Here is a 24,599-nt window from a genome sequence, read left to right as displayed (position 1 = left end):
TCCAATATACTATGGCGGAGTTACCTGTTAACTCCTCTCCTCTGCGGTGTGGAGCGCCCCGACACCCGACGCTCCATCTCGAGCAATGCTTCCTTGATTGACAAGTCGGGAGAGAACCCGCCTAGCCCGGTCTTTGCAACGACCCGATGGCAGGGCACCACGAGCGGGGTTGGATTTCTTGCCATTGCCGATCCGACTGCCCGGGGTGCGGTCCCGACAACCCGGGCAATATCGCCGTAGGTGACGGTCTCACCATAAGGAACCGCACAGACGGCACGATAGATCCTCGCAAAGGTCGAGTCCCCCTCGGTTGCGATACTCCGAAGCGAGGTGGGATCTGCCGGCTGTCCGGCACAGTAACGCAGGATCACCTCGGGAACTGGACCCGGTACTCCCGTGGGGGCAAACCGTACCCGGTAGACGAGGTCGCCCTGCCATGCCACATGGACGTACCATAGGCCAAATCGACACGACCCGGTCAAGATCGCCATCTACCTGCCTCCATTTTGAAGACGTCGATGGTGCACGCGGTCATCTCCCCCTGCATCCACGGCGGCAACCCGGCGTGAACCCGGGGCTCAAGGAACCGCTTCTCTCCAAGGACGAGAATACCCCGATCCTCTGGCGTCCGGAGCACTCTCCCGAGCGCCTGCAGGGCACGGTTGATTGCCGGGAGGGTGTAACTGATGAACTCACCCTCCTCACCGAACTTCATCTTAAAGTAGTCGATAACCATCCGGCGGACGCGGTTGAACGGAGCAAGCGGAAGACCGATGACAAGCGCTCCAGAGAGCATCTCACCCCGGTAGTCCAGGCCCTCGCTCCATTTCCCGCCGCAGACTGCAAAGAGAACGCCAGAGCGGCCAGTCCCCGGAAGACCCATGAACTCCCGGAGCATCGCCGCGGCTGCGGCGGGATCCTTGGGCTCGACATAGATCTGCTTGCCCCTGATTCTTGGGGCGCATCGGTCTGCAAATGTGTTGAGCAGGTCGTACGACGGGAAGTAGAACGCAAGGTTGCCTGGAAGGCGGGCAAACGTGAGGATGTAGTCCTCAGTCCGGGCAAGGTTCTGAGCGTCCCGGCGCATTGAGTAGGCAGTGGTGATATCGCTGGCACAGAAGATGCGGCGGTTCTCCGGAGGAAATGAGTTCGGGAGCGATAGCGTCGTGACGGGGAGATCGCCGAAATAGTAGCGGCGGTAACTCTCGATGGGGGAGAGTGTTCCGGATATCAGGACGCAGCAGGCATGCGCCTGGGCGATCTCCTGGAGTTTGTTGCTCGGGTCGATGTTTCGCACCTCAAGCGCCACTGTGCCATCGTCATCCTTCCGGTAGACCGTAAGGTAGGCAGGGTCGGAAGCGGACCGGAAGATCCGGTAGAAGAACTCGGTCAGCCGCTCGATCGCGCTCTCCCTGAACTCGCCCGCCTGCATGTTCTTCTCACGGATCCCCTCACTGATCTTGAGGAGGTCGTCAACGACATCCTCCATGCGCCGATAGAGCGTGCCGGAGAGGACCATCCGCTGGAAGATGGCAGGATCAAACCAGTCCTCAGCCTCAAGCGAGGCTTTAAGCGCCTCCATGAATCGAGTGATCTGCGGCAGGATCTGACTGATCGCGTCCGCCTGATGCTGGGACCGGCGTCGCCCGGCAAGTTCGTGTTCGGCCTGGACGATATCGCGCTCCTCGATCGTCACACTCTCGATGCTCTGGACAACGTCGCCACAGTTGTGGGCCTCATCGATGAGCAGCATGGCATCGTGCCCTTCAACTCCGAGCGACTGGTAGAGCTGCTCCCGGATGGTATCATCAAAGAGATGGTAGAAGTTCACGAGCACCACATCGGCATCCCGGGCAGCGTGCATCATCGTATCGTACGGGCAGATATTGCCGCAAAACTCGGCAAGTTGGTCAGGCCAGATCAACTCGGTGCTCACCCGCTCGGCCCGGACGCGCAGGGCAGCCGACGGGACCATCTTCAGCCCGGCGTCTCCGGTCTCAACAAACGATTTGCCTTGAATAAAGTACGGGCAGATAAGCGGGTGGTCCGGATCCATCTTCCGAATCTGCTGTTTTATCTGGCGGTCGTTTGCCGGAACGAGCGATCCTTTCTGCGCTCGCTCCCGCATCAGCGCCGTCGAGAAGGCCTTGACGCCCTCACACCGCCGGTAAACGTCCCCCTCGCCGCCAAGCGGGCACATGCCGGACTTGCCGATGAGGTAGGCAAACTTGAGGCCGCCACGCTTCTTCCGGATGAGATCGAGCTCGCGCATGAATGTGGCAAGTTGACTGATAGTCCTCACGGCGACGAGCACTTTCCGTCCCCGGCTCTCTGCAAGGAGCGCGGAGACCACACTCGACTTGCCGCTCCCGGTCGGTGCATCAATCATGGCGATGCCGCCGTCGCGCGCGACAGACGCCGCCACTTCGAGCATCTTGCGCTGGTGTGGCCGGTACTCCCGGTACGGGAACCAGTCGTCGAGGGTATCCATTGCGTTATAACGTCGACGGCTGACATCAATGTTGTTTGGGTGCCCGGGGTGAAAGTGATGTGAGGCCGGACTTACGGGACTCGATCGTGGGAGAAGAAACCCGCTCGCCGGGAACGCCCCCCCAACGGCACACAGCAGGCGCCCGCCCCCGAAAGTATTATACTACCGACCGTGCTTTCCTCCCATTGGAGGGATTGCATGTCGCTCAAGGCTGAGATTATTGACAAAATTGCGGCCCTAGTCACGGCTGCATTCGGACTGGTCGCCGCTCTCGCATGGAACGGCGCCATCCAGGAACTCTTCTCACTCATCTTCGGTGAACAGAGCACGCTCGTTGCGATGCTGGTGTACGCCATCGTCGTGACCATCATCGCGGTGATCGTGGTGATCCTGATTGGACGCGCCGCAGCGAAGGCAAAGAGAGAAGACGAGAGAGTAAGTGAGGGATTAAAGCGGTGATCCGGGATCACCCCACTTTTTAGACGACCATTTGAACGATATATCCGATGAGTCCGCGTGAGAACGAGAGAGGAGGACAGGAGTCGGCCCTAGAGAGGTCCATCCATACCAACACTTCCCGAGCACGACAGGTTACCGTCACGATCGTCGATTACGACGCCTCGCACCTCGACGAGCGGACTGCCACCCGACCCGCCGAGATCCCGGCCCCTACCACCCCCCCGACAGTCACGTGGATCGATGTTGACGGCATCCACGATGCCGGGATGCTTCAGGCAATCGGAGATGCCATCGGGATCCACCCCTTGACGCTTGAGGACATCGCGAACACCCGCCAGCGCCCGAAGATCGAAGATTATGGCGATTATCTCTACGTTGCGATTCGGAGGCTCTCCCCGAACGGCGATGGTGAGTTTGTGAGCGAACTGGTCAGCCTGGTACTAGGGGAAGGTTACGTCGCGTCGTTCCAGGAGCAGCCGGGTGACGTCTTTCTTCGCGTTCGGGAGCGCCTGCGGACCGGGGCAGGGAGGCTTCGGAGCGAGGGACCGGATTACCTCTTCTACGTGCTGCTTGACGCAGTCGTTGACGGGTATTTCACTGTGATCGAGGACTTCGGGGAACGCATCGAGGCGGTCGAGGAGGAGGTGGTGGCGGATCCCGACAGGAGGACCCTCCAGGCAATATACGCCCTAAAGCGTTCCTTGATCGCCCTCCGGCGGTCTGCCTGGCCTCTCCGCGACGTGGTGGCGGAACTTGAGCGGGGGGAGTCGTCCCTGATCCAGGAATCGACACGCGCCTACTTCCGCGACGTCTACGACCATACCATAGAGGTCGCCGAGACCGTGGAGACCTACCGGGATATGGTGTCGGGAACCCTCGACGTCTACCTCTCGACCCAGAGCAGCCGGACGAACGAGATCATGAAGGTCCTCACGATCATCGCCACCATCTTCATCCCGCTCACCTTCATCGCCGGGGTCTACGGTATGAACTTCGATATGCCGGAGGTCCGCCACCCCTGGGGCTACCCGATCGCCCTTGCTTCAATGGCGGCGGTCGCCGGGGTGATGCTCCTCTATTTCAAAAGGAAAGGGTGGATCTGAAAGGATAGGGCGTTCGGAGCCCGGATCTGCCATCCTGGAGCGAAACTAGCGGAGCACTCCAAAGACCTGCTAACAACCGGCGTGATGGATCTGCCATACCCTCAAACCAGATTACCCGCCCAGCCGAGATCACGACGCTCCTCACAATCACCGCGGCCATCATTACCACCTGAGTGTATCGCTTGAAAACTCCCCTGGGTATCCCTTCGTCGTGCATACGTCTCGCGATGACACACCCTCTCTCGGGACGGCGGCGATATTCCTTGAGAGCACGCGAGCATGACGCCGGTTCGCGGGCGACCTCCGGTGCGCCACGACCCCTTTTTTAACGCGGCAGAGCAAACAGGTACCAACTATGGCAATCCATCCTATTGACTACCGGTACGGCACTCCCGAGATGCGTGCCGTCTGGAGTGAGGAGAACCGGTTCCGGGCGATCGTCATGGCCGAAGTGGCGCTGGCCCGGGCTGAAGCGGTGCACGGGCTCATTCCGCGCGAGGATGCCGAGACGATTGCGGCCTGCGCAGGCAAGGCAAGTCTAGAGAGGGCGAAGGAGATCGAGGCCGAGATCAACCACGATATGATGGCGATCGTCAAAGCCGTCACAGAGGTCTGCGGCGATGCCGGGCGATGGATCCACTACGGGGCAACATCGAACGATATCCTGGATACGGCGACCGCATTGCAGCTCCGCGATAGCCTCGCGCTCATCGAGGAGAAACTCGGCAAACTCCTCTGCGTGCTTCTCGCCCGGAGTGCGGAGACGAAGAACCTCGTCTGCGCCGGGCGGACACATGGGCAGATCGGGGTTCCCACGACCTACGGCCTCCGGTTCGCGATCTGGGCAAGCGAGGTCTCCCGGCACATCGAACGACTCCGCCAGATGCGCCCCCGCCTCCTCGTCGGGCAGCTCACGGGAGCGGTGGGCACCCAGGCAGCGCTCGGAGAAGCGGGCATAGCAGTCCAGGAGACGATGATGGAGTTTCTCGGGCTCCAGCCGGTGGACGTCTCTAACCAGATTATAGCGCGGGACCGCTACGCGGAGTACTTCATGTTCCTTGCAAACGTCGCGACCACGCTTGACAAGATCGGGCTAGAGATCCGTCTGATGCAGCGCTCCGAGATAGGGGAGCTTGCCGAGGCGTTCGGCAAGAAGCAGGTGGGCTCGAGCACGATGCCCCACAAGAGAAACCCGATCAAGAGCGAGCAGGTCTGCGGCCTTGCCCGAATTGTGCGATCCTCGGTTGAACCGGCTCTGTTAAACAACGTACTCTGGGACGAGCGCGACCTGACAAACTCCTCCCCCGAGCGGGTGCTCTTCCCCGAAGCCTCGGTGCTGACCGACCATATCCTCAAGGTGATGATCGGCGTACTGGAGGGGCTTGAATTCAATAAGGAGAATATCAGGAGGAACCTGATGTTGCTCCGGGGCGTGAACCTTGCCGAGTCGGTGATGATCGAGCTCACCAAGCGGGGCATGAACCGGCAGGATGCTCACGAGGTAATGCGGACGGCGAGCCTGCAGGCCCTCGCCGAAGACCGCGATCTCGCCGAGGTGCTCGGTGAGCGGCCCGAGGTCACGGCATTCGTCACCCGCGAGGACCTGAAGGCTCTCCTGAGTCCGGATGCATATATAGGGACTGCGGTCCAGCAGGTGGAGCGGTTAATCAAGAAACTCACGCCGCTCTGCAGGTAAAGGGAGTTTGGGTGGGGTGCGGCGGCGCATCCCGCCCGTTTGCCAGCAACGACGGCCATCACCGCAAATAGTTCCTGCACCACACTTTTTTCCCACCGGCGCGGCACAGACGGCGCCGATATAACCCATTTAATAAGCCAAGGAGAGCTCAACACTCCCAAAATGGGGACAAGCCTTCATCCGTAGCACCCGTTAGGTGTGACCGGGTGTCCCCCTTCCCGGTAGAGGAGTTCGAGGACTACCCCCAAATCGTAGCGGCCGGAATTGCGACATTGAGTCGCTATGGGAACCAAAAACCCGGATGATGTGGATATTTCCCGGATTACGCACCGGTTACGCACTGCGTCCCGACCACCTCGATACCAAAGACGTAGAGAGGCGGCAAGATCACACGCCAAGATGACGCTGCGTCCGGTCAGGGTCGCCATCTCCGCCCGGGGATGACAGATCTAGACAGAAACCCAAAAAACCGCCAGCATTTCGCCTAGGCAGATGTACGCACATTTATAGTTCAACAGTGCAAACACTGACACGGATCCGTTTTTTGAGGTGACCACGCACCGCGTGAACCTCACGGCAAGAACTGCTGGATTACGGAATATGCCGACCATGAACTTGAAGGGCTGGATAGAACAAGACGGGATGCGGCTCTCTCCTGCCGACCTGGAGCGGATGCTCAAAGAAGGGCCAGAGACCATCACCCGGTGCGGCGGTGAGTTCCTGCTCACCTGGGATGACTGCATCGCCCGCGACGCTTTCGGGATCATCCCTGGCCCGGTCCCGCCGGGAACCATCTCCTGCAACGGACGCGAGATCCTCAGGATAAATCCCGATCCGGCGCCCTGCACCCTTGAAGAGGCAATCGTCACCGCGGTCAGCCTCCGGAGCGATGAAGGCGTGGTGGCATTCTCCGGCGGTCTCGACTCGGCCCTCATTGCCGGGCTTGCCCGTCTTCCCTGCGTGACGGTGGGGGTCGAAGGGTCGCATGATGCGACTTGGGCAGCAAAGGCAGCGAGGATGATGGACCTAGACCTTGAGATCGTCACACCAAGAGAGAATGAAGTCGCAGAGGCACTCGACCGGGTGGTCCGGGTGATCCCCGAGCCCACAAACCCTCTCGAGGTCTCAATCGCAACGACCCTGTATTTTGCCGCTGAGTGGGCAGCAGAACACGGGCACACCAGGATCCTCTCCGGGCAGGGAGCAGACGAACTCTTCGGCGGTTATGCCCGCTACCTCTCCTCGCTCGACCTCGCTCGCGACCTCGACCGGGACTTTGCTGATCTCGGGCGCCAGAGAAGGCGGGATCAGGCAGTCGCGACGCTTCTCGGGACGAACCTCTCGCTGCCCTACCTGGATGTCCGGGTGGTGCGCGCCGCACGAGCGATCCCGGCCGAGGAGATGGTGCGCGGCGGGGTGAGAAAGCACCCCCTGCGGGTGGTCGCAGAACACCACATTCCCACCGAAATGGCCTGGGCCGAGAAGAAAGCGATGCAATACGGGAGCGGAATCTGGAAAGTTATCCAGCGGCTCGCTCGTAGGAATGGTTATAAAAAGTCGGTACAAGGGTACTTAACGGAGATAAGTAGGGCGGAACATGATCACTGAAAGAGATATTGAACATATAGCAGAACTTGCAGATATCGGCATATCAAAAGACGAAGTGCTGGAATTCACCACCCAGTTCAACGCAATCCTCGACTACTTTAAAGTTCTTGACACCGTAGTCGATGAAAGCACCCCGGCCGCCGGGATCTTCAACGTCTTTCGGGAGGATGAGCCCCGACCAAGTCTCTCACAGCAGGATGCCCTCGCGAACGCGGGTTCTACCGAGGATGGGTTCATAAAAGCGCCGAGGGTGATGTGAGTGACGGGGATTCTTGACTACTCGCCGGACGATCGGTACAACGCATTCATCACCACCTGCCGCGAGGCACCGTATGGCGATGGCGTGCTCGGCGGCGTTGCCGTCGCGATCAAAGACAACATCTCCACGGCCGGTATACAGACTACCTGCGGGTCACGGATTCTCGAGGGCTACATCCCGCCGTACGACGCCTACGTCGTCGAACTCATCAGAAAAGCAGGAGCCGCGATCGTCGGCAAGACCAACATGGACGAGTTCGGCATGGGCTCCACCACCGAGACGAGCGCGTTCGGTCCCACAAAAAATCCAGTCGACCCGACGCGAGTACCGGGCGGGTCATCCGGCGGAAGCGCCGCCGCCGTGGCTGCGGGGCTCGTCCCGATGGCGCTCGGCACCGATACCGGCGGCTCGATCCGATGTCCTGCGGCGTTTTGCGGGATCGTAGGGCTCAAACCCACGTACGGTCGGGTCTCACGTTACGGCCTCATTGCCTACGCAAACTCCCTTGAGCAGATCGGACCGATGGCACGGACGGTAGAGGATGTATCGCGCCTGATGTCGGTGATCGCACGGTACGATCCCCGCGACTCGACAATGCTTGACCGCCCGTATGACCACAAGCCTTCGGCCGATGTCAAAGGGCTCCGGATAGGGATCCCGAAAGAATACTTCGGCGAGGGCGTGGACCCCCGTATCGCAGATACGGTCCGCGACGCGATCGGAGTCCTTGAAGGGCTCGGGGCCGAGACCGTCCCGGTGAGCATTCCCGGCATGCAGCACGCGCTTGCGGCCTACTACGTCATCTGCACGAGTGAAGCCTCCTCGAACCTCGCCCGGTTCGACGGCGTCCGTTACGGCCCGGCGGTAGATACCAGGAAGACCTGGCACGAGGCCTACCAGGACCTGCGGGGGAAGTTGTTCGGGGCCGAGGTCCGGCGCAGGATCATGCTCGGCACCTTTGCGCTCTCTGCAGGCTACGCCGGCCGATACTACGCAAAAGCGCAAATCGCCCGCCGAAACATCAGAGATGACTTCGAGCGGGCCTTCCGCGAGGTCGATGTCATCGCCGGACCCACGATGCCGACCGTGGCCTTCCGCCTCGGCGAGAAGACCGACCCGCTCTCGATGTACCTCTCGGATATCCTCACGGTGCCCGCAAACCTCGCCGGAATCCCGGCGATATCGGTTCCGTGCGGCAAGGTGGACGGCCTACCTGTGGGGCTCCAGATTATGGGGAGGCAGTTTGAGGACGAGCGCGTCGTCGATACCGCGTATGCCTACGAACAGGAGGTGCGGGCATGAAGACGATCATCGGGCTTGAGATCCACGTCCAGCTCTCGACCGCAACGAAGCTCTTCTGCGGGTGCTCGACGGACTACCGTGACGACGAGCCGAACACTCACTGCTGCCCGATCTGTCTCGGGCTACCCGGTGCGCTTCCCCGCTTAAACAGGAAGGCGGTCGAGTATGGTCTCTCCGTCGCAAAAGCCCTCAACATGAAAGTTCCTGAAGTCTCGGAGTTTGCCCGGAAGAATTACTTCTACCCGGACCTCCCAAAGGCCTACCAGATCACCCAGTACGACAAACCGCTCGCTGTCGAGGGGACCGTCGAGATCGAGGACGACGAAGGGCACGAGAAGATCGTCCGGATCACCCGGGTTCACCTCGAAGAGGATCCCGGAAGACTCGTCCACGTCACGGGATCCTCGAAGTACTCGCTCGTCGATTATAACCGGTCTGGTATCCCGCTTCTTGAGATCGTCACCGAGCCGGATCTGCGGTCACCACAGGAAGCTCGCCGGTTCCTCAACAAACTCAGGGCAATCCTCGAGTATCTCGGGGTCTTTGACGGCGATCGGGAAGGTGCTCTCCGTGTGGATGCAAACATCTCACTTGAAGGCTCCGAACGGGTTGAGGTCAAGAACATCTCCTCCTACAAAGGCGTCGAGAAGGCCCTCACCTTCGAGGTGACCCGGCAGAAGAACCTGCTCCGGCGTGGACAGAAAGTTGTGAGGGAGACCCGGCACTTCATGGAAGGGCGCGGGATCACCACCTCCGCTCGCGGCAAAGAGGAGGAGTACGATTACCGCTACTTCCCGGAGCCCGATCTCCAGCCGCTCCGCGTCGCGGACTGGATGGAAAAGATCAAACTTCCCGAACTGCCCACTGCACGAAAGAACCGGTTCATGGAGCAGTACGGTATATCACTCAACCATGCCCGAACCCTGACCGGCGACCCGAAACTCGCCGATTTCTACGAACATGTCGCACCCGTGGACCCGATCCTCTCCGCTACCTGGGTGGCCGATATCCTCCTCGGGGAACTCAACTACCGTGATATGAGCATATCCGCCGTCCCGCCCGAGCGTTTCATGGAACTCCTCGCGCTTCTCCGGTCGGGGACGATCACCGACAAGGCCGGGGTCCAGGTCCTCAGAGAGATGCTCAATGCCTGCGCCGCAGGAAAGCCCTGTGAAGCGCCTGCAACGATCGTTAAGCGTGAAAACCTGGCAAAGGCTGCTGGAGACGAATTTACCGCCATCGTGCAGGCTGTGCTCGCTGCAAACCCCCAGGCAGTGAGTGACTACCGGGCCGGCAAGAAGGGCGCCCTGAACTTCCTGGTGGGCCAGGTGATGAAGGAGACCCGTGGACGGGCAGACCCGCGGGAACTTGGGCGCATCGTAGCCGAGTGTATTGATAAAAGCGAGGTGTAATCCGCAGTGCACCTGATCATAGCAGAGAAGAACATCTCAGCAAACCGAATCGCACAGATCCTCGCTGGCAACGAGAAGGTAAAGGCGGTCAAAGAGGGGAACGTATACACCTACTCCTTCGACACCAAGACAGTGGTGGGCCTCAAAGGGCACGTGGTGGAGATTGATTTCGAGCCCGGCTACACAAACTGGCGTAGCGAAGTCCACACCCCCAGAAGCCTCATCGATGCGGGCACCGTCAAGAAACCGACTGAAAAGAAGATTGTCAACCTGATCCAGAAACTTGCAAAGAAGGCAGACCTCGTCACCATCGCGACGGATTACGATACCGAGGGAGAACTGATCGGCAAGGAGGCCTACGAACTTGTCCGTGCGGTGAATCCGACGGTCAAGATCAACCGGGCCCGATTCTCGGCAATTACCCCGGCGGAGATCCGGGCCGCCTTTGAAAACCCAACCGATCTTGATTTCGCCCTCGCAGCCGCCGGCGAAGCACGCCAGACGGTCGACCTGATGTGGGGTGCGTCGCTGACCCGGTTCATCAGCCTTGCGGCCCGGCGGGGTGGCAAGAACATCCTCTCCGTCGGCCGGGTCCAGAGCCCGACGCTTGCGATGATCGTCGATCGGGAGCGCGAGATCGAGAACTTCGTCCCACAGACATACTGGATGCTCTCGCTTGAGACCGAAAAAGACGGCATGCAGGTGGAGGCACGGCATACCAACGGACGGTTCACCGACCACGATGCGGCTCTTGCCGCGAAAGCGGGGACAAAAGAGCCGCTTGTGGTCACAAGCGTAAAAGAAGGTCAGAAGAACGATCGGGCGCCGACACCGTTCGACACCACGACCTTCATTGTCGCGGCGAGCCGTCTCGGCTTCTCCGCGGCGAATGCTATGAGGATCGCCGAAGACCTCTACATGAACGGTTACATCTCCTATCCGAGGACCGACAACACGGTCTACCCGAAGTCGCTGAATCTGGACGCGATCTTAAACACCCTCCGGGGCGGGGTGTTTGATGCGGACGTCGCCTGGGTGCAGCAGCACCGGCGACCGGTCCCGACCAGGGGCAAGAAGGAGAGCACCGACCATCCGCCGATCCACCCGACGGGCGCCGCAACCCGCGAGGCTCTAGGGCAGGACCAATGGAAGGTCTACGAACTCGTTGTCCGTCGGTTCCTTGCGACCCTCTCTCCCGATGCGCAGTGGGTGACTACCAAATGCCTCTTCGATGCATCTGGAGAGCCGTACACGGCAACAGGCGGCCGACTCATCTCCCCCGGATGGCGCAGGATCTATCCATACTCTGAGGCAAAGGAGAATATCCTCCCGGTGCTTGCCGAGGGAGATCGCCTCCCAATAAAGAAGGTAAACCTCGAGGAGAAGCAGACACAGCCTCCGGCACGCTACTCCCAGAGCCGTCTCATCCAGGTGATGGAGGAACTCGGTCTCGGTACGAAGAGCACCCGGCATGAGGTGATCGGGAAACTCATCGCCCGTCGCTATGTGGAGGGGAACCCGCTCCGACCCACTCTCGTCGGGAGAGCCGTCACGGACGCTCTCGACAACCACGCGGAGATGATCACCGAGCCCGAGATGACCCGGACGCTTGAAGAGCATATGCAGCTCATCAAGCAGCGTGAGCGTACCCGCGACGACGTCATCGCAGAGTCGCGCAAGATGCTCCATAAAGTCTTTGACAAGCTCGAGGCGCACGAGGAGGAGATCGGCAGCGAGATCATGGAGCAGACCGCAGAGGAACATACCGTCGGTCTCTGCCCGGTCTGCGGGCACGAACTCCGGATCCGGCATCTGGGTGTCTCGCAGTTTATAGGCTGCACCGGCTATCCGGAGTGCCGGTTCAACATCAGCCTACCCGGCAGCACCTGGGGACGGGCAATCCGGCTCGAAGATACCTGTGAGAAACACGGGCTCGCCCACGTCCGCCTGATCCAGAAGGGATCTCGCCCATGGGATCTCGGCTGCCCGCTCTGCAGCCACATTACCTCAAACCTTGAGGCGCTCCGGATGATGCCCTCGATGACCGATGATCTCATTGAGCGCCTCCATGCGCGCCACATCTACACAGTCTCCGAGATCGCCGGCATGCGGCCAAAAGATCTCATGGAGGCTATTGCTGTCGGCGAAAACGAGGCCGATCGGCTCATAGAGGAGGCGAAAGATGCACTCGAGATCCTTCGACACCGATCGGAACTTCGAAAGTTCATCAGAAAGATCGTGCCGCCGAGGAAGGGCCGGAGCCATGCAAAGATCATGCAGAGCCTTCTCGAGCAGGGGATCGGGGATATCCGCGCGCTCTCCGGGGCCGACCCTGCCGCGCTCAAGAAGGCCGGAATCCCTGAAGCGGCGGCTACGGAGCTCCTTGAGGCAGCGCGCGGCCTCTGCAACGAGCGCGCACTTCGGGAGGCCGGGATCCCCGCGGTCAGCCTGAAGAAATACCAGGCCGGTGGTGTTGCAACACCCGATGACCTCTGCTACCTCCCTATCCCATACCTTGCAAGCAAAACCGGCATTAATCCGGAGACCGTACATAAACATGTGGATATGGTCTGCAGGCGCCTTGGACGCCCCACCCCGCCGAAAGTCACCAAGGCCGCCCTTGAGCGCGGGCGAAAAGAGCTCCTGGAGATCCCCGGGATCGGGGAGGCGACCGTGGAGAAACTCTACCTTGCAGGCATATATGACGCCGCAACACTGCGGGAGGCCGACGTGGATGAGGCTTCCTCGATCACCGGCATCACAAAGACCAGACTCCACGACTACATCGGCCATCTGAAGTGACACCATGCACGCGAACTGGAAGACCTGGGCACACGTGACAAAACTGGACCCCGACAAACACCTTCCGCAGGGAGCCATAGAGGAGATCGCAACAAGCGGAACTGACGCTCTGATGCTCTCGGGCACCCTGAACGTAACTCCGGAGAACCTCTCCGAACTCCTGGACCTGGTCTCGGCATACGGGTTGCCGCTGGTAGTAGAGCCGGCAGGTCCTGAATGCGCCATATTCGATGGTGCGATCGACTACCTCTTTGTGCCCAGCGTGATGAATACAGACGACGTCCGCTGGATCGTCGGAAAGCATCACACCTGGCTGCGCCATGCGAGCAGCATCATGTGGGATATGGTGGTGCCTGAAGCCTACATCGTCCTCAACCCGAACTCCGCCGTCGGGAGGGTGACGGGAGCAAACTGCGCACTCTCAGCTGAGGATGTGGCCGCGTTCGCGGAAGTAGCAGACCGTTACTTCCACTTCCCGATCGTCTACATCGAGTACAGCGGGACCTACGGGGACCCTTCGATCGTGCAGGCGGCCGCCAACGCAGTCGAGCATGCTACCCTATACTATGGCGGCGGGATCCGCTCGGCGGAGCAGGCGGCGGAGATGGGCCGTATTGCCGACACGATCGTTGTAGGGAATGCCGTCTACGAGGAGGGAATCGATGTGCTCCGGGCGACGGTCCGGGCCGTACAGTGAGACATGCCTGAGATTTCAATCGTCCTGGTCGAACCCCTCTATGAGGGGAATGTCGGATTTACCGCCCGGGTGATGAAGAACTTCGGATTCACCCAGCTGGTCCTCGTCAACCCCTGTCCCCTTGGCGACGATGCTATCATGCGCGCCTCCCATGCCCGCGACGTCCTGGAGAATGCTCAACGGATGACGATCGAGGAGATCTACCGGGAGTTTGACTTTGTGATCGCGACGACCGGCGAAGTGAGCAAGTCCGTCTGCACCCCGATGCGGATGCCCTACTACTCGCCGGCGGAGGTCCGGGAGATCGTCGCCGATATCGATGGTTCGATTGCAATCCTCTTTGGGCGGGAGAACTGGGGCCTTGCAAACACCGAACTTGCGCGGGCAAACCTCATCTGCACCATCCCGACCTCGAAGGTCTACCCCATCCTCAACCTCTCTCACGCGGTCGGGATCCTCTGCTATGAACTTGCGAATCTGCCTCGCGGGACGTATCCTCTTGCAGGACCCATCGAGATGGACTCGCTCTACCAGCACATCGAGACCTTCCTCGATAAGATCGACCACCCGGATTTCAAGCGAGAGAACACGATGCTTCTCATCCGCCGGGTGCTTGGCCGGACCAAACTCACCACCCGCGAGGTGAGTACGCTTCATGGGTTGATGCGCCGGACGGAGTGGCATCTCGAAAACAAAGAATAGTTTGCGGGAGAGATCTAAGAGAATGATTCTTGTCGACTGGCAGATAGAAGACCGCATCAGGCGCGGGCACATCAAGGTGCATCCCTATGATCCCGGCCTGATCCAGCCCAACTCCCTCGATATCAGACTTGGTTCTCACTTCGTCTGGTACACCCCGGGAGATACAGTGATCGACCCCTACGAGAAAGAGACAATCTGTGCAAAGACCGAAGAGTTGGTGGCTGACTCGATCGTCCTTGCCCCCGGGCAGTTCCTCCTCGCTGAGACACTCGAGGAGATCGAACTGCCCGACGACGTCGTGGCAAGCATTGAGGGGAAGAGCAGCATTGCGCGCCTCGGGATTGAACTCCACCAGACGGGGGGCTGGATCGATGCGGGTTTCCGCGGGACAATCACGCTCGAGATGTGCAATGTGAACTCAAGACCCGTTCGGGTCTACGCAGGGATGCCGATTGGGCAACTGGTCTTCTATCGCACGGATCGCGCAGCGTGCCCGTACAATATGAAGAAAGACGCAAAGTACATGGACCAGCGGCAGGCGACCCTCTCCCGTTACCATGAGAATGCGCGCGCCAAGCATGATCTCTCTTGATGACAATCCAGCAAATTCTATCCCGAGGGGGGCCATACGGCGAGGCAGAGGGTACTCACGCCCAAAGAGCGTCATGCACTATATAGCAAGAAAACAGATATTGAACGATTCAACTGGGGATAACAATGCGACTCCTTCTAATCCACTCTGATCATATCGAATACGAGGCCCGGAAGAAGACGAAGGTCGCCGAAGAGGATGTGGTCCCAAAGGACGCCCTCGATGAGGCACTCGCCGTCTTCTGCGCGGTTGAGTCTGTCGACGAGGAGAATATCGAGGATGCCGTCAGGCAGGCGACAGACGAGATCGTCGCCACCGCCCGGCAGCTCGGCACCACCAATATCATGATCTACCCGTATGCCCACCTCTCCTCCGACCTTGCGTCGCCGGAAGCGGCGGTGAGCGTTCTAAAGGGCATTGAGGAGGCCCTCAAAGAAAAAGAGGGCTTTGTCGTAAAGCGGGCGCCGTTCGGCTGGTACAAGGCATTCTCACTCTCCTGCAAGGGTCACCCGCTCTCGGAGCTCTCGCGGACGATCGTCCCGGGAGAAGGGGCGGCCGCACCGAAGAAAGAGATCGAGCACGAGTTCTTTGTCCTCACTCCCGAAGGGGAGCGCAAAGACACGGCCGAATACGTGAAGGAGAATACCCCCTTCGCTGCGCTGATCCGAAAAGAACTCGGATATCCGGGGCAGGAAGGGAGCGAACCGGTTCATGTGGATCTGATGCGGTCCAAGGAACTTGTGGATTATGAACCGCGCTCGGATGTCGGGCACCTCCGCTGGATGCCGCGGGGTAAACTGATCCGGGACCTTCTTTCCGACTACGTCCTTGCACGGGTGCTCGAGTACGGCGGGATGCCGGTGGAGACGCCGGTGATGTACGACCTCGCCGATAAGGCGATCTCGGAGCACGCGGCCAAGTTCGGGGAACGCCAGTATCGGTTCAAGAGTGGCAACCGCGATATGATGCTCCGTTTCGCCGCATGTTTCGGGATGTTCTGCACCATGCACGATATGCATATCTCCCCGAACACCCTCCCGATGAAACTCTATGAGCTCTCGACCTACTCGTTCCGGCACGAGCAGAAGGGCGAGGTGATCGGCTTAAAGCGTCTGCGTGCCTTCACGATGCCCGATATGCACACCCTCTGCCGCGACGTCGACGACGCACTCAAGGCGTTTGAGGAGCAGCTCGCGATAGGCTGGAAGAGTGGTGCAGATCTTGAGACGCCGCTCGTCGGGGTCTTCCGGTGCACCCGCGACTTCTATGACCAGTACGAACTCTGGGTGAAGGGAATCGTCGCAAAGTCGGGTGTCCCAATGCTGATCGAGATCCTCTCGGAGCGGGTTCACTACTGGATCGCTAAAGTCGATCTTGCGGCAATCGATGCCCAGGGAAGACCGATCGAGAACCCGACGGTCCAGATCGACGTCGAGAGCGCCAATAGGTTCGATATTAAGTATTACACCCCCGACGGGACGGAAGTCCACCCCCCGATCCTCCACTGCTCACCGACGGGCTCGATCGAGCGGGTGATCTGTGCGATGCTCGAGGGCACTGCAAGTCAGGAGGTCCCCTCGTTCCCGACCTGGCTCGCACCGACCCAGGTCAGGCTGGTGCCGGTGGCGGAGCGGCACGTCTGCTTCGCCGAAGATATCTGTGCACGCCTGAACGCTGCCAACATCAGGGCGGATGTTGACGACCGGGACGAGAGCGTGAACAAGAAGATCCGCGAAGCCGGGATGGACTGGGTACCGTACGTTGCGGTGATCGGCGACCAGGAAGCCGAGACCGGCAGGCTCACAGTCACCATCCGAAAGCTCTCCGAGAAGAAGAAGCCCTACAAAGAGTCAATGACCGAGAACGAGCTCATCCAAGCGGTGCAGATGGAGACCGCTGGAAAACCATTCCGACCGCTCTACACCCCGAGGCTTCTCTCGCAGAAGCCCCGGTTTATCTAAATCTTTTTTTGTGGAATTTCTGGACGCGACGACCCGGAGCACAGGAGCACACGCAAGGTCCGCAGGTGCAACGTGCAGATGGATGTGTTCACTGCCTCATTCTTTGAACCGTCACACGCACGTGGCAGCGGCAGAGCGTTTGCACGAGGAGAAATTCCAGTAAAGTCGACAGTGGTGGCCTTGCGCACCTCTCTGGTAGCGGTGGCGGACACTGATGATCGGGGAGGATGCCCATACACATTAGGTTACGCCCTGCATGGATTTGGAGGGGATATCGCATTTTGGGAATGGGAACCGGGGAGTGCGAGCGAAGCGAGCTTGAGAAACTCGAAGAGTTTCAAGGAACGACGGATTGAAAGTCCGGAGTTCGAGCACCTGACAGCGCACAACCACCACTCCTGCAAAAACGTCATCCCTCCCGGCAACCCCGGGATAGTCACACAGGAAAAACACCAACCCTCTCCCCCATACACCCCACGAACCCGACACCACACCAGAGCCTGCCTCCAACAAGGTTTAAGGCGCTCAAGATGCTATTGCCCACCGGTGCATAACCCATGGATGTTGAAGAATATCGTTCAATCATATCGAATGCCATCGAGCGGGAGATCGAGTCTTACACCTTCTACCGCACGGTCAGAGAGAAGGTCAAGGATGAGAACCTGAAAAACCTCTTCAACGAACTTGCCGGTGAGGAGAGCAAGCATCGAAAGACACTTGAGGGATTTCTGATGAAAGAACCCGGAAAACTCAGGTTCGACACGAAGAGGGACTACAAGATTGCCCAGATGCTGGAGACCCCCCCGCTCTCGGCAGACTTAAAGCCGCTCGACGGTCTGGTTCTCGCGATCAGAAAGGAACTCGACGCAATGCAGATGTACACCCAACTCGCGAGTCTGAGTGTGGATCCGGAACAGGCCGAGTTGTTCGAGAGCCTCGCCGCAATGGAACGGGGTCACAAGGCGCGCCTGGAGGATATCTATACCAACATGGCGTTCCCTGAAGTTTGGTGAAGGCGGGAAAGGACCATCTGCCTTTCCAACACCTTCTTCCCACTTCTTCATACCTTCAGTCCCCGCTTACTCCGTAGCGCAGTAGGCCCCCTTGAAGAACCAGTTCCGATAGATAACCGGGGTGATAAGGGTCGTCAACAGACTCATCAGGACGATGGCAACGAAGATCCCCTGGCCGATGAGCCCCGACTCGAGGCCGATCAGGGCGACGATCATCGCCACCTCACCCCGCGGCGCCATCCCGAACCCGATGATGAGGGAGTCCTCCCGGCACATCCCCATCAACCGGGCAGGGAGAGCGCACCCGATGACCTTGGTGGCGATGGCGACCAGGGTCAGCACCAGGAGGAAGAGGGTCGTGTCGGACGTGAGCGCACGAATGTCTGCGAGAATGCCGAGGGATACGAAGAAGATCGAGGCAAAGACGATCTGGAAGTATTCTGCGCCCTCGTGGACACCCTTACTCTGCCGGAGTTCGACGCGGGCAAAGGCAACCCCGGCGAGGAACGCACCGATGATGCTTGATAGGCCCACCAGGTCGGCGAGCATCGCATACAGGAACGCCACCATCATGGCGAAGATGAAGACAAACTCAGGATACTTCCGCGCCAGGGGGGTTGCGTCCATCCGTTCGATGACCTTTCGGATGCCGAAGTACCCGACGGCACCGGCGACGACGATGAACCCGACGGCCCTGGCAAGCATCAGGACGGTCGGGGTCAACGAGACATCCCCGCTCACGACGAGATCGGTAGAGACGGCAAGCACCAGGAGGGAGAGGACGTCGTCAATGACCGCGGCGCCGATGATCGCCCGTGCCGCCTCAGTCTGGAGCACGCCGATCTCTTTGAGCACGTTTGCGGTTATGGCGATACTCGTCGCGGTCAGGGCCGTGCCGACGAAGATCGCGCTCGCGAAGTCGAACCCGAAGAGGACAGCCGTGGCGTAGCCGCCTATCCACGGGATGATCACGCCGACAAGGCCGATGACGCCGTAACGCGGATCAATAATATCCCTGATATTAAACTCAAACCCGATGACGAAGAGGAGGATGATTGCCCCGAGATGCGCCAGGGTCGCGACGAAGTCGGTGTAGGTGATCAGGCCAAGCACGCTCGGTCCGACCAGAACCCCGACGAGAATCGCCCCGATCGTCGCCGACTGGTTGATCCGGGATGCCACGAGGTAACCGGCGAGCGCGAGGAAGAGGAGGAGGCTCATCTGGATCTCAATTGTTAGGGCAGCGCTTTCCATGGTTACCCATGATTTTGGGAGGAGGCCTTAAGAATTGCATGGAACCCGGGGGGGTTGCACGCCTGCCCGGGTCCCGGGGAAACAACAAGAAAGCCTTATTTCGGCCTATCTTGCCGGCCCCTGCCGGACAAACCCGCTCCGCCCGGCATACCGGGCCGTATCCCCGGCCGCCTCCTCGATCCTCATGAGTTGATTGTACTTCTCCACCCGCTCGCCCCGCGCAGGTGCGCCGGTCTTGAGGTGGCCCGTCTGCATGGCAACGGTGAGATCGGCGATGAACGTATCGACAGTCTCGCCGCTCCTGTGAGAGACCATCGCGCCCCAGTGCTGCTGCTGTGCCATGCGCACTGCGGCGATCGTCTCGGTCACCGTCCCTATCTGGTTGGGCTTGATCAGGACTGCGTTGGCGGCCCTCTTTTTAATCCCTTGCTCGATCCGCTCGACGTTCGTGACGAAAAGGTCGTCGCCGACGAGTTCCACCCGGTCCCCGAGCGTCCTGGTCAGCAGGCGCCAGCCGTCCCAGTCGTCCTCGGCAAGGCCGTCCTCGATGACAATGATGGGATACGTCTCAACAAGGTCACGATACCGGTCCACCATCTCAGCGGCGGTCAGGGTCAGCCCTTCGGTTCTGAGATTGTAGGCGTCGTTGCTATAGAATGCGCTCGATGCCGGGTCAAGGGCGATCCCGATCTCCCTGTCGGGCGCATACCCCGCCCGCTCGATTGCTTCCACGATCAGGTCGAGCGGCTCGGTGTTCGAGGAGACTGCGGGGGCAAACCCTCCCTCGTCGCCGACGCCGGTCGTGTAGCCCCGCGCCTTAAGGATATCTCTGAGCGCATGGTAGGTCTCGCTCCCCCACCGGATCGCTTCGGCGACGCTCGGAGCGCCGTAGGGGGCGATCATATATTCCTGGAAGTCCGGACCCTGCCAGTTGGCATGGACGCCGCCGTTGAGGATGTTCATCATGGGAACGGGAAGGAGCGGCTTTAGCGGGTCTCCCAGGTACTCCCAGAGCCAGAGGCCCTCTGCGGCGGCGGCAGCACGGGCGACGGCCATGGAGACCGCGAGCGTGGCGTTGGCGCCCAGATTCCGCTTGTTCGGTGTTCCGTCCAGGAGGGAGAGGGCCGCGTCCACAGCCGTCTGGTCGCGGGCGTCCATTCCCTGCAGGGTCGAGGCGATCTCGCCGTTGATCTTGGTGACGGGCCTCTGCACTCCTTTGCCACCGTAACGGTCTTTTACACCGTCCCGGAGCTCGACGGCCTCGTGTTTTCCGGTCGATGCACCGGACGGAACTGCAGCACGCCCGAACGCTCCTCCGGCGAGTGTGACATCCGCTTCAACGGTCGGGTTCCCCCGTGAGTCAAGTATCTCACGGGCATGGATTGATCGTATCCTCGTATCAATCTCGGTCATGTTCGATGGCACCCGGGAGGCGAGAGGGGATCGAGCGCAAAAAAAGTATCGGACGATGTCGGGTCCGTCCGGGCGGCGTCAACATGGGCCATCTACCTATTGTTCCCAAGATACGAGTTCAATTTCCAGATCTCGCGGGATACTGGGACAGATCCATACGAGCACGATGAGGCCTCATTTTTCAGGTAGATTCAGTTAATGCCAGGCAGTCTGGAGGGTTTTGAAATGAGTTCGACGGTACCTGCAGAGATGATCCTAGAGCGGTGTGGTGCTCCGGGAGTCCCAACTAATCACATTATGGAGACATCCTCCCGCATCTGCGCCCGACTTCCATGACGGAGATACTTCATCTTCACGGGCATTCAAAGCCAGCATAAAGGAACTGCCAGATTAAACGGGTTCTGATTGCCATATGTGATCTACCCCGTACCTATTGACCGAGATCATCTCGCTTTGCCCCATTCTTCAACCCCGCAAGATAAATAAAGAGAAAACATTATCGGTGTTGTCCGGCAAAGTGCCTTCAATGGTTTATTCGATTGAGTTGCTATCCGGGGGCAACGCACACCAATGGCAGGAATACAATACCCACTCCAATGAGGGGACTCTGTTCCATGATTTAAGATGGAAAGAGATTCTTGAGAAAGAATTTGATTTAAAGACGAAGTACTACCTTGTCCGGGATGGTCGGGAGGTTGTCGGAATATGTCCATTTATCAGTCAATCAGTGGGCTTTTATCAAGGCCTAAAGAACATACCCTACTCTGAATATACTAACGTTATTCTGAACGATTCTTTTGACGCCGGTCAGATCGATCATCTCCTGTCGCTCTTCGCAACAGAGTGCTCATTCCTTTGCATAGATACGTACAATCCTGATATCCTCAATAACATAACATACAGCAATTTCCCTGGCGAAAACTCAGGCAACATGGTGTTAAACCTGAAGCAAAAGCCTCCAGAGAAGATATGGGACACTCTCTCAAAGAAAACAGCAAAAAGCATCCGGAGATTTGACAAAGAGGGATTTGAGATTCATGAGTTGTCCAGGCGATCTGACATTAAACAATTTTATCGATATTATGCGAAGAATGTAGCACATATAAAAGGAGAAATCCTGCCATTAACCTTTTTTGAGAGAATCTGGGATGTTTTTTCGCCGAATGAACTGAGAGTCACGATTTTAGTAAAAGATGCTCTTTGCGCCGGCGGAGCGCTGGCACTTCTGGACCCAATCAGAAAAACGGTTTATTATGAGTACCTTGCTCTTAACCGTGATCTTCCGCATTATACCCCAGATCATTATCTGAGCTGGGATCTGATCAAATGGGCATGGGATAACGACTACGAGAAAGTCTCTTTCGGAAGACAGAGGCTGGATCCGGATAATCCTCGTTTCCAAATCAAAGCAAAATTTGGGGCGGAACACATCCCAATCCATTCAAGGTTAGTCATATTTTCAAAAGCAATGTCAACATTATACCGACTGAGAAGAACGCTTTTAAGGTCGTCCTGAAACTTCAGTCCAATAGTGAGAGAGCCCGGATGGCAGGCGGCAAAATGATTGAAGCTGGTGGAGAAAAATGGAGTGCAGGCATCTCTGGGCCCGCGGAGGAGCCCCCTCCGAAGAAGGAGCCAACGTACGGGTATTTATTGTGATTTTTCTGAATAATCCTTTCGAGCCGACTTTCCGAGAGGTATCGATCCCATCATCGTAATATACTTAACTACTCCCTCCAGTCGATGTATTTCATGGGAATCGTTCCCTGTAGCATCTCCATAAGTTCCCTGCGGATCAGTGTATCCGTGAAGAAGAGCAGAAGATAGTAAACAACCGTGGTTATTCCTGCAACCCCAAACAGGATCAGAAGCGGAAGCCCCATGTATACCGCGAACATGAGGGGAAGAGAGACAATGACGCTGAGTAAAAGGTGCCGGAACAGGCTAAAGGCGCTATCTCGATATCCAGCGCCGGACGCCCTTATGAGGTATACAGCCTTCGACCCCCATATGAGCATGCCGCAGAGAGAGAAGAGGGTAAGTGTAAAGAATGGGTCACCGAAAGTACCACCAACGTAGAAGATGAGTGCCCATGTGCAGAGAGTCACGATCTCGAAAGAGAGATATCCCTTCTGCCTTTCAAGAACTCCAAACAGAGACGAGATGGGTGTGAATATAAAGACAGCAAAGAACCAGGGGGCGAGGATCTGTGCATAGGTCCCGGCGGTGAGCCAGTTCATACCGAAGACGAAAGTAAAGAGATCTTCAGCAAGAATGACAAAGACAACGAAAGGAAAGACACCAATGGCGATGAGCCGGGTGTGGACCTCCCGGATGACAGCCTTAACGCTCCCAGTACGATTCTTTTCCTCGCTCGCTTTCTGGTAGAATACCTGAGCGATTGCCGTTCCTACCATTCCCATTGGCAGCCTTACCGCCATTGTGGCAAGAGCATAGTACCCAAGAATAGCGGGGCTGAAGAAGTAAGCGAGCATGAAGGTAGGGAGTTCCAAGGATATGCTGTTTGCAACGCCCCCTGCAGAACCGTAGATTGCGAAATCTTTGTAGCGTATAGCCAGTTCTCTCATTCGTTTCAGAGTAACAGTCTTTAAGAGTGCTACATCATCCTTTAACTCCCTAAGCATGAAGAGAACAGCGAGTCCCGTGCCTCCCACATTACCCAGAATTAGTCCAAGGGGAGAGGCTGCAACCAACCCGCCACCGATTTGTATGAGCTTTGTTGATGCAGTATTCAGAACTATACCCCTGGAAAGGGCACCGAATTTCACCCTCCGGGAGAGCCATTCCCTCAGGAGCTCGAAGAAACTGCTGAGAACGACGAAAAACGGCAGCCATATGAAATAACCGACGATCGCCGGAGCCCCGAAAAAGTCTCCGAACCAATCCCCAAATCCGATAAATATAACGCCAACTACAGCAGATGTGCCCAGTATCCAGAGTGTACATAGCGCGAAGATATTTATGGAGTCTTCATCGTGCTTCGGCAGCATGATGGTTGAATCGTAGGAGAGCGATGAGATGCCCACGATCAACGCTGCGATAGATATGAAGAGTTGGTTGACTCCAAAGAACTCTGGGGAGTAGATCCGCGTAATTACTGGGATAAGAATGATACCGGCTATTTGGGCGAGCGTAGTGCCTGTCGTAAGTTTGAAGACGTTGCCGAGGAAGCTCACCATGGAACTGTCCATTCCTTAGCCTGATAATATACGTTTCGCTTGACCTCAGAGAATCCAGATAGAGCACTGTCGAGACTGTACGCTGGTTTATTCCACTCAGATAACAGCGAAGTGCAGATGTAGAGAGCAAACCGGCACCAGCACATCCAAAATACCGGCGGCAGCGGATACGACGATCCAGCAAAATTACAGCGCTGAATCGCCGCTACACCGGTATCATCTTGAATTATTGGAGAAAAGCGTATACCAAGCGTTCTTCCTCAACTCTTGCTCCGATCCAGGTATGAGATCCGAAAAGATACAGAGGAGATACCTCCTCCCGGGCCAACCTCAGAGTGGCGAGATGCGATGGTTCAGAGTACCAGAGTTGGAGAACTGGGGGTGAGATACCCAATGGGAAACTGTTTCACCCTCGATACCAGAAATATGGTTCGGATCTTAGGGAGTATGCACTCCGATTAGAATATCGAAGGGGAGATCCTTTTGGGGCGACCATCCCGGTTTAAAACGAGTACCCCCGGGCGGATTCGAACCGCCGTCGCCGGATCCAAAGTCCTGCATGATTGACCACTACACCACGGGGGTGCGAAGAGGAAACTACCGATACCTGCCGTACCAGCTCTTATGTACTACGC

19 protein-coding genes and 1 tRNA gene are annotated in these 24,599 nt (G+C 58.2%); 14 read left to right on the top strand and 6 right to left on the bottom strand.

What is annotated here, in order from left to right; all coding sequences use genetic code 11:
• Positions 1–20: 20 nt before the first annotated feature.
• Positions 21–491 carry a methylated-DNA--[protein]-cysteine S-methyltransferase gene (locus MCUTH_RS02305; protein ID WP_066954958.1) on the bottom strand — a complete coding sequence of 157 codons (471 nt, stop codon included), beginning with the start codon at positions 489–491 and terminating at the stop codon, positions 21–23.
• A complete protein-coding gene (locus MCUTH_RS02300) occupies positions 479–2,491 on the bottom strand; it encodes an ATP-dependent DNA helicase (RefSeq protein ID WP_066954955.1) in 2,013 nt (670 codons plus the stop codon). Before MCUTH_RS02300 ends, MCUTH_RS02305 begins: the two co-directional genes overlap by 13 nt.
• A gap of 198 nt (positions 2,492–2,689) precedes the next feature.
• On the opposite strand from MCUTH_RS02300, the gene MCUTH_RS02295 reads away from it, so the two are divergent.
• From MCUTH_RS02295 to MCUTH_RS02235, 13 genes are all read left to right on the top strand, one after another.
• Positions 2,690–2,950 carry a DUF5654 family protein gene (locus MCUTH_RS02295; protein ID WP_066954952.1) on the top strand — a complete coding sequence of 87 codons (261 nt, stop codon included), beginning with the start codon at positions 2,690–2,692 and terminating at the stop codon, positions 2,948–2,950.
• Between the two features lie 47 nt (positions 2,951–2,997).
• Entirely contained in the window at positions 2,998–4,053 is a 1,056-nt protein-coding gene (gene corA / locus MCUTH_RS02290) for a magnesium/cobalt transporter CorA (protein ID WP_066954949.1), read from the top strand.
• 355 nt (positions 4,054–4,408) lie between these two features.
• Positions 4,409–5,749: an adenylosuccinate lyase gene (purB, locus tag MCUTH_RS02285; protein ID WP_066954946.1), complete on the top strand. Its 1,341-nt coding sequence runs from the start codon at positions 4,409–4,411 to the stop codon at positions 5,747–5,749.
• Between the two features lie 600 nt (positions 5,750–6,349).
• Positions 6,350–7,357 (top strand): asparagine synthase C-terminal domain-containing protein, encoded by a 1,008-nt coding sequence (locus MCUTH_RS02280; RefSeq protein ID WP_066954943.1) that lies wholly within the window; start codon positions 6,350–6,352, stop codon positions 7,355–7,357.
• Positions 7,347–7,616 (top strand): Asp-tRNA(Asn)/Glu-tRNA(Gln) amidotransferase subunit GatC, encoded by a 270-nt coding sequence (gene gatC, locus MCUTH_RS02275; protein WP_066954941.1) that lies wholly within the window; start codon positions 7,347–7,349, stop codon positions 7,614–7,616. The genes MCUTH_RS02280 and gatC overlap by 11 nt, the downstream gene beginning before the upstream one ends.
• The gene (gene gatA / locus MCUTH_RS02270; protein ID WP_066954939.1) at positions 7,617–8,918 is read left to right on the top strand and encodes an Asp-tRNA(Asn)/Glu-tRNA(Gln) amidotransferase subunit GatA; all 1,302 of its coding nucleotides are present in this window, start codon (positions 7,617–7,619) and stop codon (positions 8,916–8,918) included.
• The gene (gene gatB / locus MCUTH_RS02265; RefSeq protein WP_066954936.1) at positions 8,915–10,330 is read left to right on the top strand and encodes an Asp-tRNA(Asn)/Glu-tRNA(Gln) amidotransferase subunit GatB; all 1,416 of its coding nucleotides are present in this window, start codon (positions 8,915–8,917) and stop codon (positions 10,328–10,330) included. Before gatA ends, gatB begins: the two co-directional genes overlap by 4 nt.
• Positions 10,331–10,336: 6 nt before the next feature.
• Positions 10,337–13,132 carry a DNA topoisomerase I gene (locus MCUTH_RS02260; RefSeq protein WP_066954935.1) on the top strand — a complete coding sequence of 932 codons (2,796 nt, stop codon included), beginning with the start codon at positions 10,337–10,339 and terminating at the stop codon, positions 13,130–13,132.
• 4 nt (positions 13,133–13,136) lie between these two features.
• Positions 13,137–13,829 (top strand): phosphoglycerol geranylgeranyltransferase, encoded by a 693-nt coding sequence (locus tag MCUTH_RS02255; protein WP_066954932.1) that lies wholly within the window; start codon positions 13,137–13,139, stop codon positions 13,827–13,829.
• 3 nt (positions 13,830–13,832) lie between these two features.
• Complete coding sequence (locus MCUTH_RS02250; protein ID WP_066954929.1) at positions 13,833–14,531, top strand: RNA methyltransferase; 699 nt, start codon at positions 13,833–13,835, stop codon at positions 14,529–14,531.
• A gap of 22 nt (positions 14,532–14,553) precedes the next feature.
• Entirely contained in the window at positions 14,554–15,123 is a 570-nt protein-coding gene (gene dcd / locus MCUTH_RS02245; protein ID WP_066954926.1) for a dCTP deaminase, read from the top strand.
• A 125-nt stretch (positions 15,124–15,248) separates the two neighbouring features.
• On the top strand, positions 15,249–17,084 hold the full coding sequence (locus tag MCUTH_RS02240) for a threonine--tRNA ligase (RefSeq protein WP_066954923.1): 1,836 nt from the start codon (positions 15,249–15,251) through the stop codon (positions 17,082–17,084).
• 557 nt (positions 17,085–17,641) lie between these two features.
• Positions 17,642–18,097 carry a ferritin-like domain-containing protein gene (locus MCUTH_RS02235; RefSeq protein ID WP_066954920.1) on the top strand — a complete coding sequence of 152 codons (456 nt, stop codon included), beginning with the start codon at positions 17,642–17,644 and terminating at the stop codon, positions 18,095–18,097.
• Positions 18,098–18,163: 66 nt separating this feature from the next.
• Here the strand turns inward: MCUTH_RS02235 and MCUTH_RS02230 are convergent, their stop codons facing one another.
• Together MCUTH_RS02230 and eno are read right to left on the bottom strand one after the other, a co-directional pair.
• Entirely contained in the window at positions 18,164–19,351 is a 1,188-nt protein-coding gene (locus tag MCUTH_RS02230) for a cation:proton antiporter (protein WP_066954917.1), read from the bottom strand.
• 105 nt (positions 19,352–19,456) lie between these two features.
• The gene (gene eno, locus MCUTH_RS02225; protein WP_150468690.1) at positions 19,457–20,764 is read right to left on the bottom strand and encodes a phosphopyruvate hydratase; all 1,308 of its coding nucleotides are present in this window, start codon (positions 20,762–20,764) and stop codon (positions 19,457–19,459) included.
• A gap of 526 nt (positions 20,765–21,290) precedes the next feature.
• Here eno and MCUTH_RS02220 point away from each other — a divergent pair.
• Positions 21,291–22,280 (top strand): GNAT family N-acetyltransferase, encoded by a 990-nt coding sequence (locus MCUTH_RS02220; RefSeq protein WP_066954914.1) that lies wholly within the window; start codon positions 21,291–21,293, stop codon positions 22,278–22,280.
• A gap of 211 nt (positions 22,281–22,491) precedes the next feature.
• On the opposite strand, the gene MCUTH_RS02215 is transcribed toward MCUTH_RS02220, so the two are convergent.
• Together MCUTH_RS02215 and MCUTH_RS02210 are read right to left on the bottom strand one after the other, a co-directional pair.
• Complete coding sequence (locus tag MCUTH_RS02215; RefSeq protein WP_161937562.1) at positions 22,492–23,964, bottom strand: lipopolysaccharide biosynthesis protein; 1,473 nt, start codon at positions 23,962–23,964, stop codon at positions 22,492–22,494.
• 512 nt (positions 23,965–24,476) lie between these two features.
• Positions 24,477–24,549, bottom strand: a tRNA-Gln gene (locus MCUTH_RS02210).
• Positions 24,550–24,599: the final 50 nt, after the last annotated feature.

The organism is Methanoculleus thermophilus, from assembly GCF_001571405.1.
Lineage (GTDB): Archaea > Halobacteriota > Methanomicrobia > Methanomicrobiales > Methanoculleaceae > Methanoculleus > Methanoculleus thermophilus.
The sequence above is the reverse complement of the archived record's forward strand: the minus strand, read 5'-3'. Positions and strand labels throughout refer to the sequence as shown.

Bases quoted from the DNA above. Each gene is read 5' to 3' on its own strand.
- MCUTH_RS02305 (WP_066954958.1), bottom strand. From the start codon at position 491: ATGGCGATCTTGACCGGGTCGTGTCGATTTGGCCTATGGTACGTCCAT.
- MCUTH_RS02300 (WP_066954955.1), bottom strand. From the start codon at position 2,491: ATGGATACCCTCGACGACTGGTTCCCGTACCGGGAGTACCGGCCACAC.
- MCUTH_RS02295 (WP_066954952.1), top strand. From the start codon at position 2,690: ATGTCGCTCAAGGCTGAGATTATTGACAAAATTGCGGCCCTAGTCACG.
- corA (WP_066954949.1), top strand. From the start codon at position 2,998: ATGAGTCCGCGTGAGAACGAGAGAGGAGGACAGGAGTCGGCCCTAGAG.
- purB (WP_066954946.1), top strand. From the start codon at position 4,409: ATGGCAATCCATCCTATTGACTACCGGTACGGCACTCCCGAGATGCGT.
- MCUTH_RS02280 (WP_066954943.1), top strand. From the start codon at position 6,350: ATGCCGACCATGAACTTGAAGGGCTGGATAGAACAAGACGGGATGCGG.
- gatC (WP_066954941.1), top strand. From the start codon at position 7,347: ATGATCACTGAAAGAGATATTGAACATATAGCAGAACTTGCAGATATC.
- gatB (WP_066954936.1), top strand. From the start codon at position 8,915: ATGAAGACGATCATCGGGCTTGAGATCCACGTCCAGCTCTCGACCGCA.
- MCUTH_RS02255 (WP_066954932.1), top strand. From the start codon at position 13,137: ATGCACGCGAACTGGAAGACCTGGGCACACGTGACAAAACTGGACCCC.
- MCUTH_RS02250 (WP_066954929.1), top strand. From the start codon at position 13,833: ATGCCTGAGATTTCAATCGTCCTGGTCGAACCCCTCTATGAGGGGAAT.
- dcd (WP_066954926.1), top strand. From the start codon at position 14,554: ATGATTCTTGTCGACTGGCAGATAGAAGACCGCATCAGGCGCGGGCAC.
- MCUTH_RS02240 (WP_066954923.1), top strand. From the start codon at position 15,249: ATGCGACTCCTTCTAATCCACTCTGATCATATCGAATACGAGGCCCGG.
- MCUTH_RS02235 (WP_066954920.1), top strand. From the start codon at position 17,642: ATGGATGTTGAAGAATATCGTTCAATCATATCGAATGCCATCGAGCGG.
- MCUTH_RS02230 (WP_066954917.1), bottom strand. From the start codon at position 19,351: ATGGAAAGCGCTGCCCTAACAATTGAGATCCAGATGAGCCTCCTCCTC.
- eno (WP_150468690.1), bottom strand. From the start codon at position 20,764: ATGACCGAGATTGATACGAGGATACGATCAATCCATGCCCGTGAGATA.
- MCUTH_RS02220 (WP_066954914.1), top strand. From the start codon at position 21,291: ATGGTTTATTCGATTGAGTTGCTATCCGGGGGCAACGCACACCAATGG.
- MCUTH_RS02215 (WP_161937562.1), bottom strand. From the start codon at position 23,964: ATGGTGAGCTTCCTCGGCAACGTCTTCAAACTTACGACAGGCACTACG.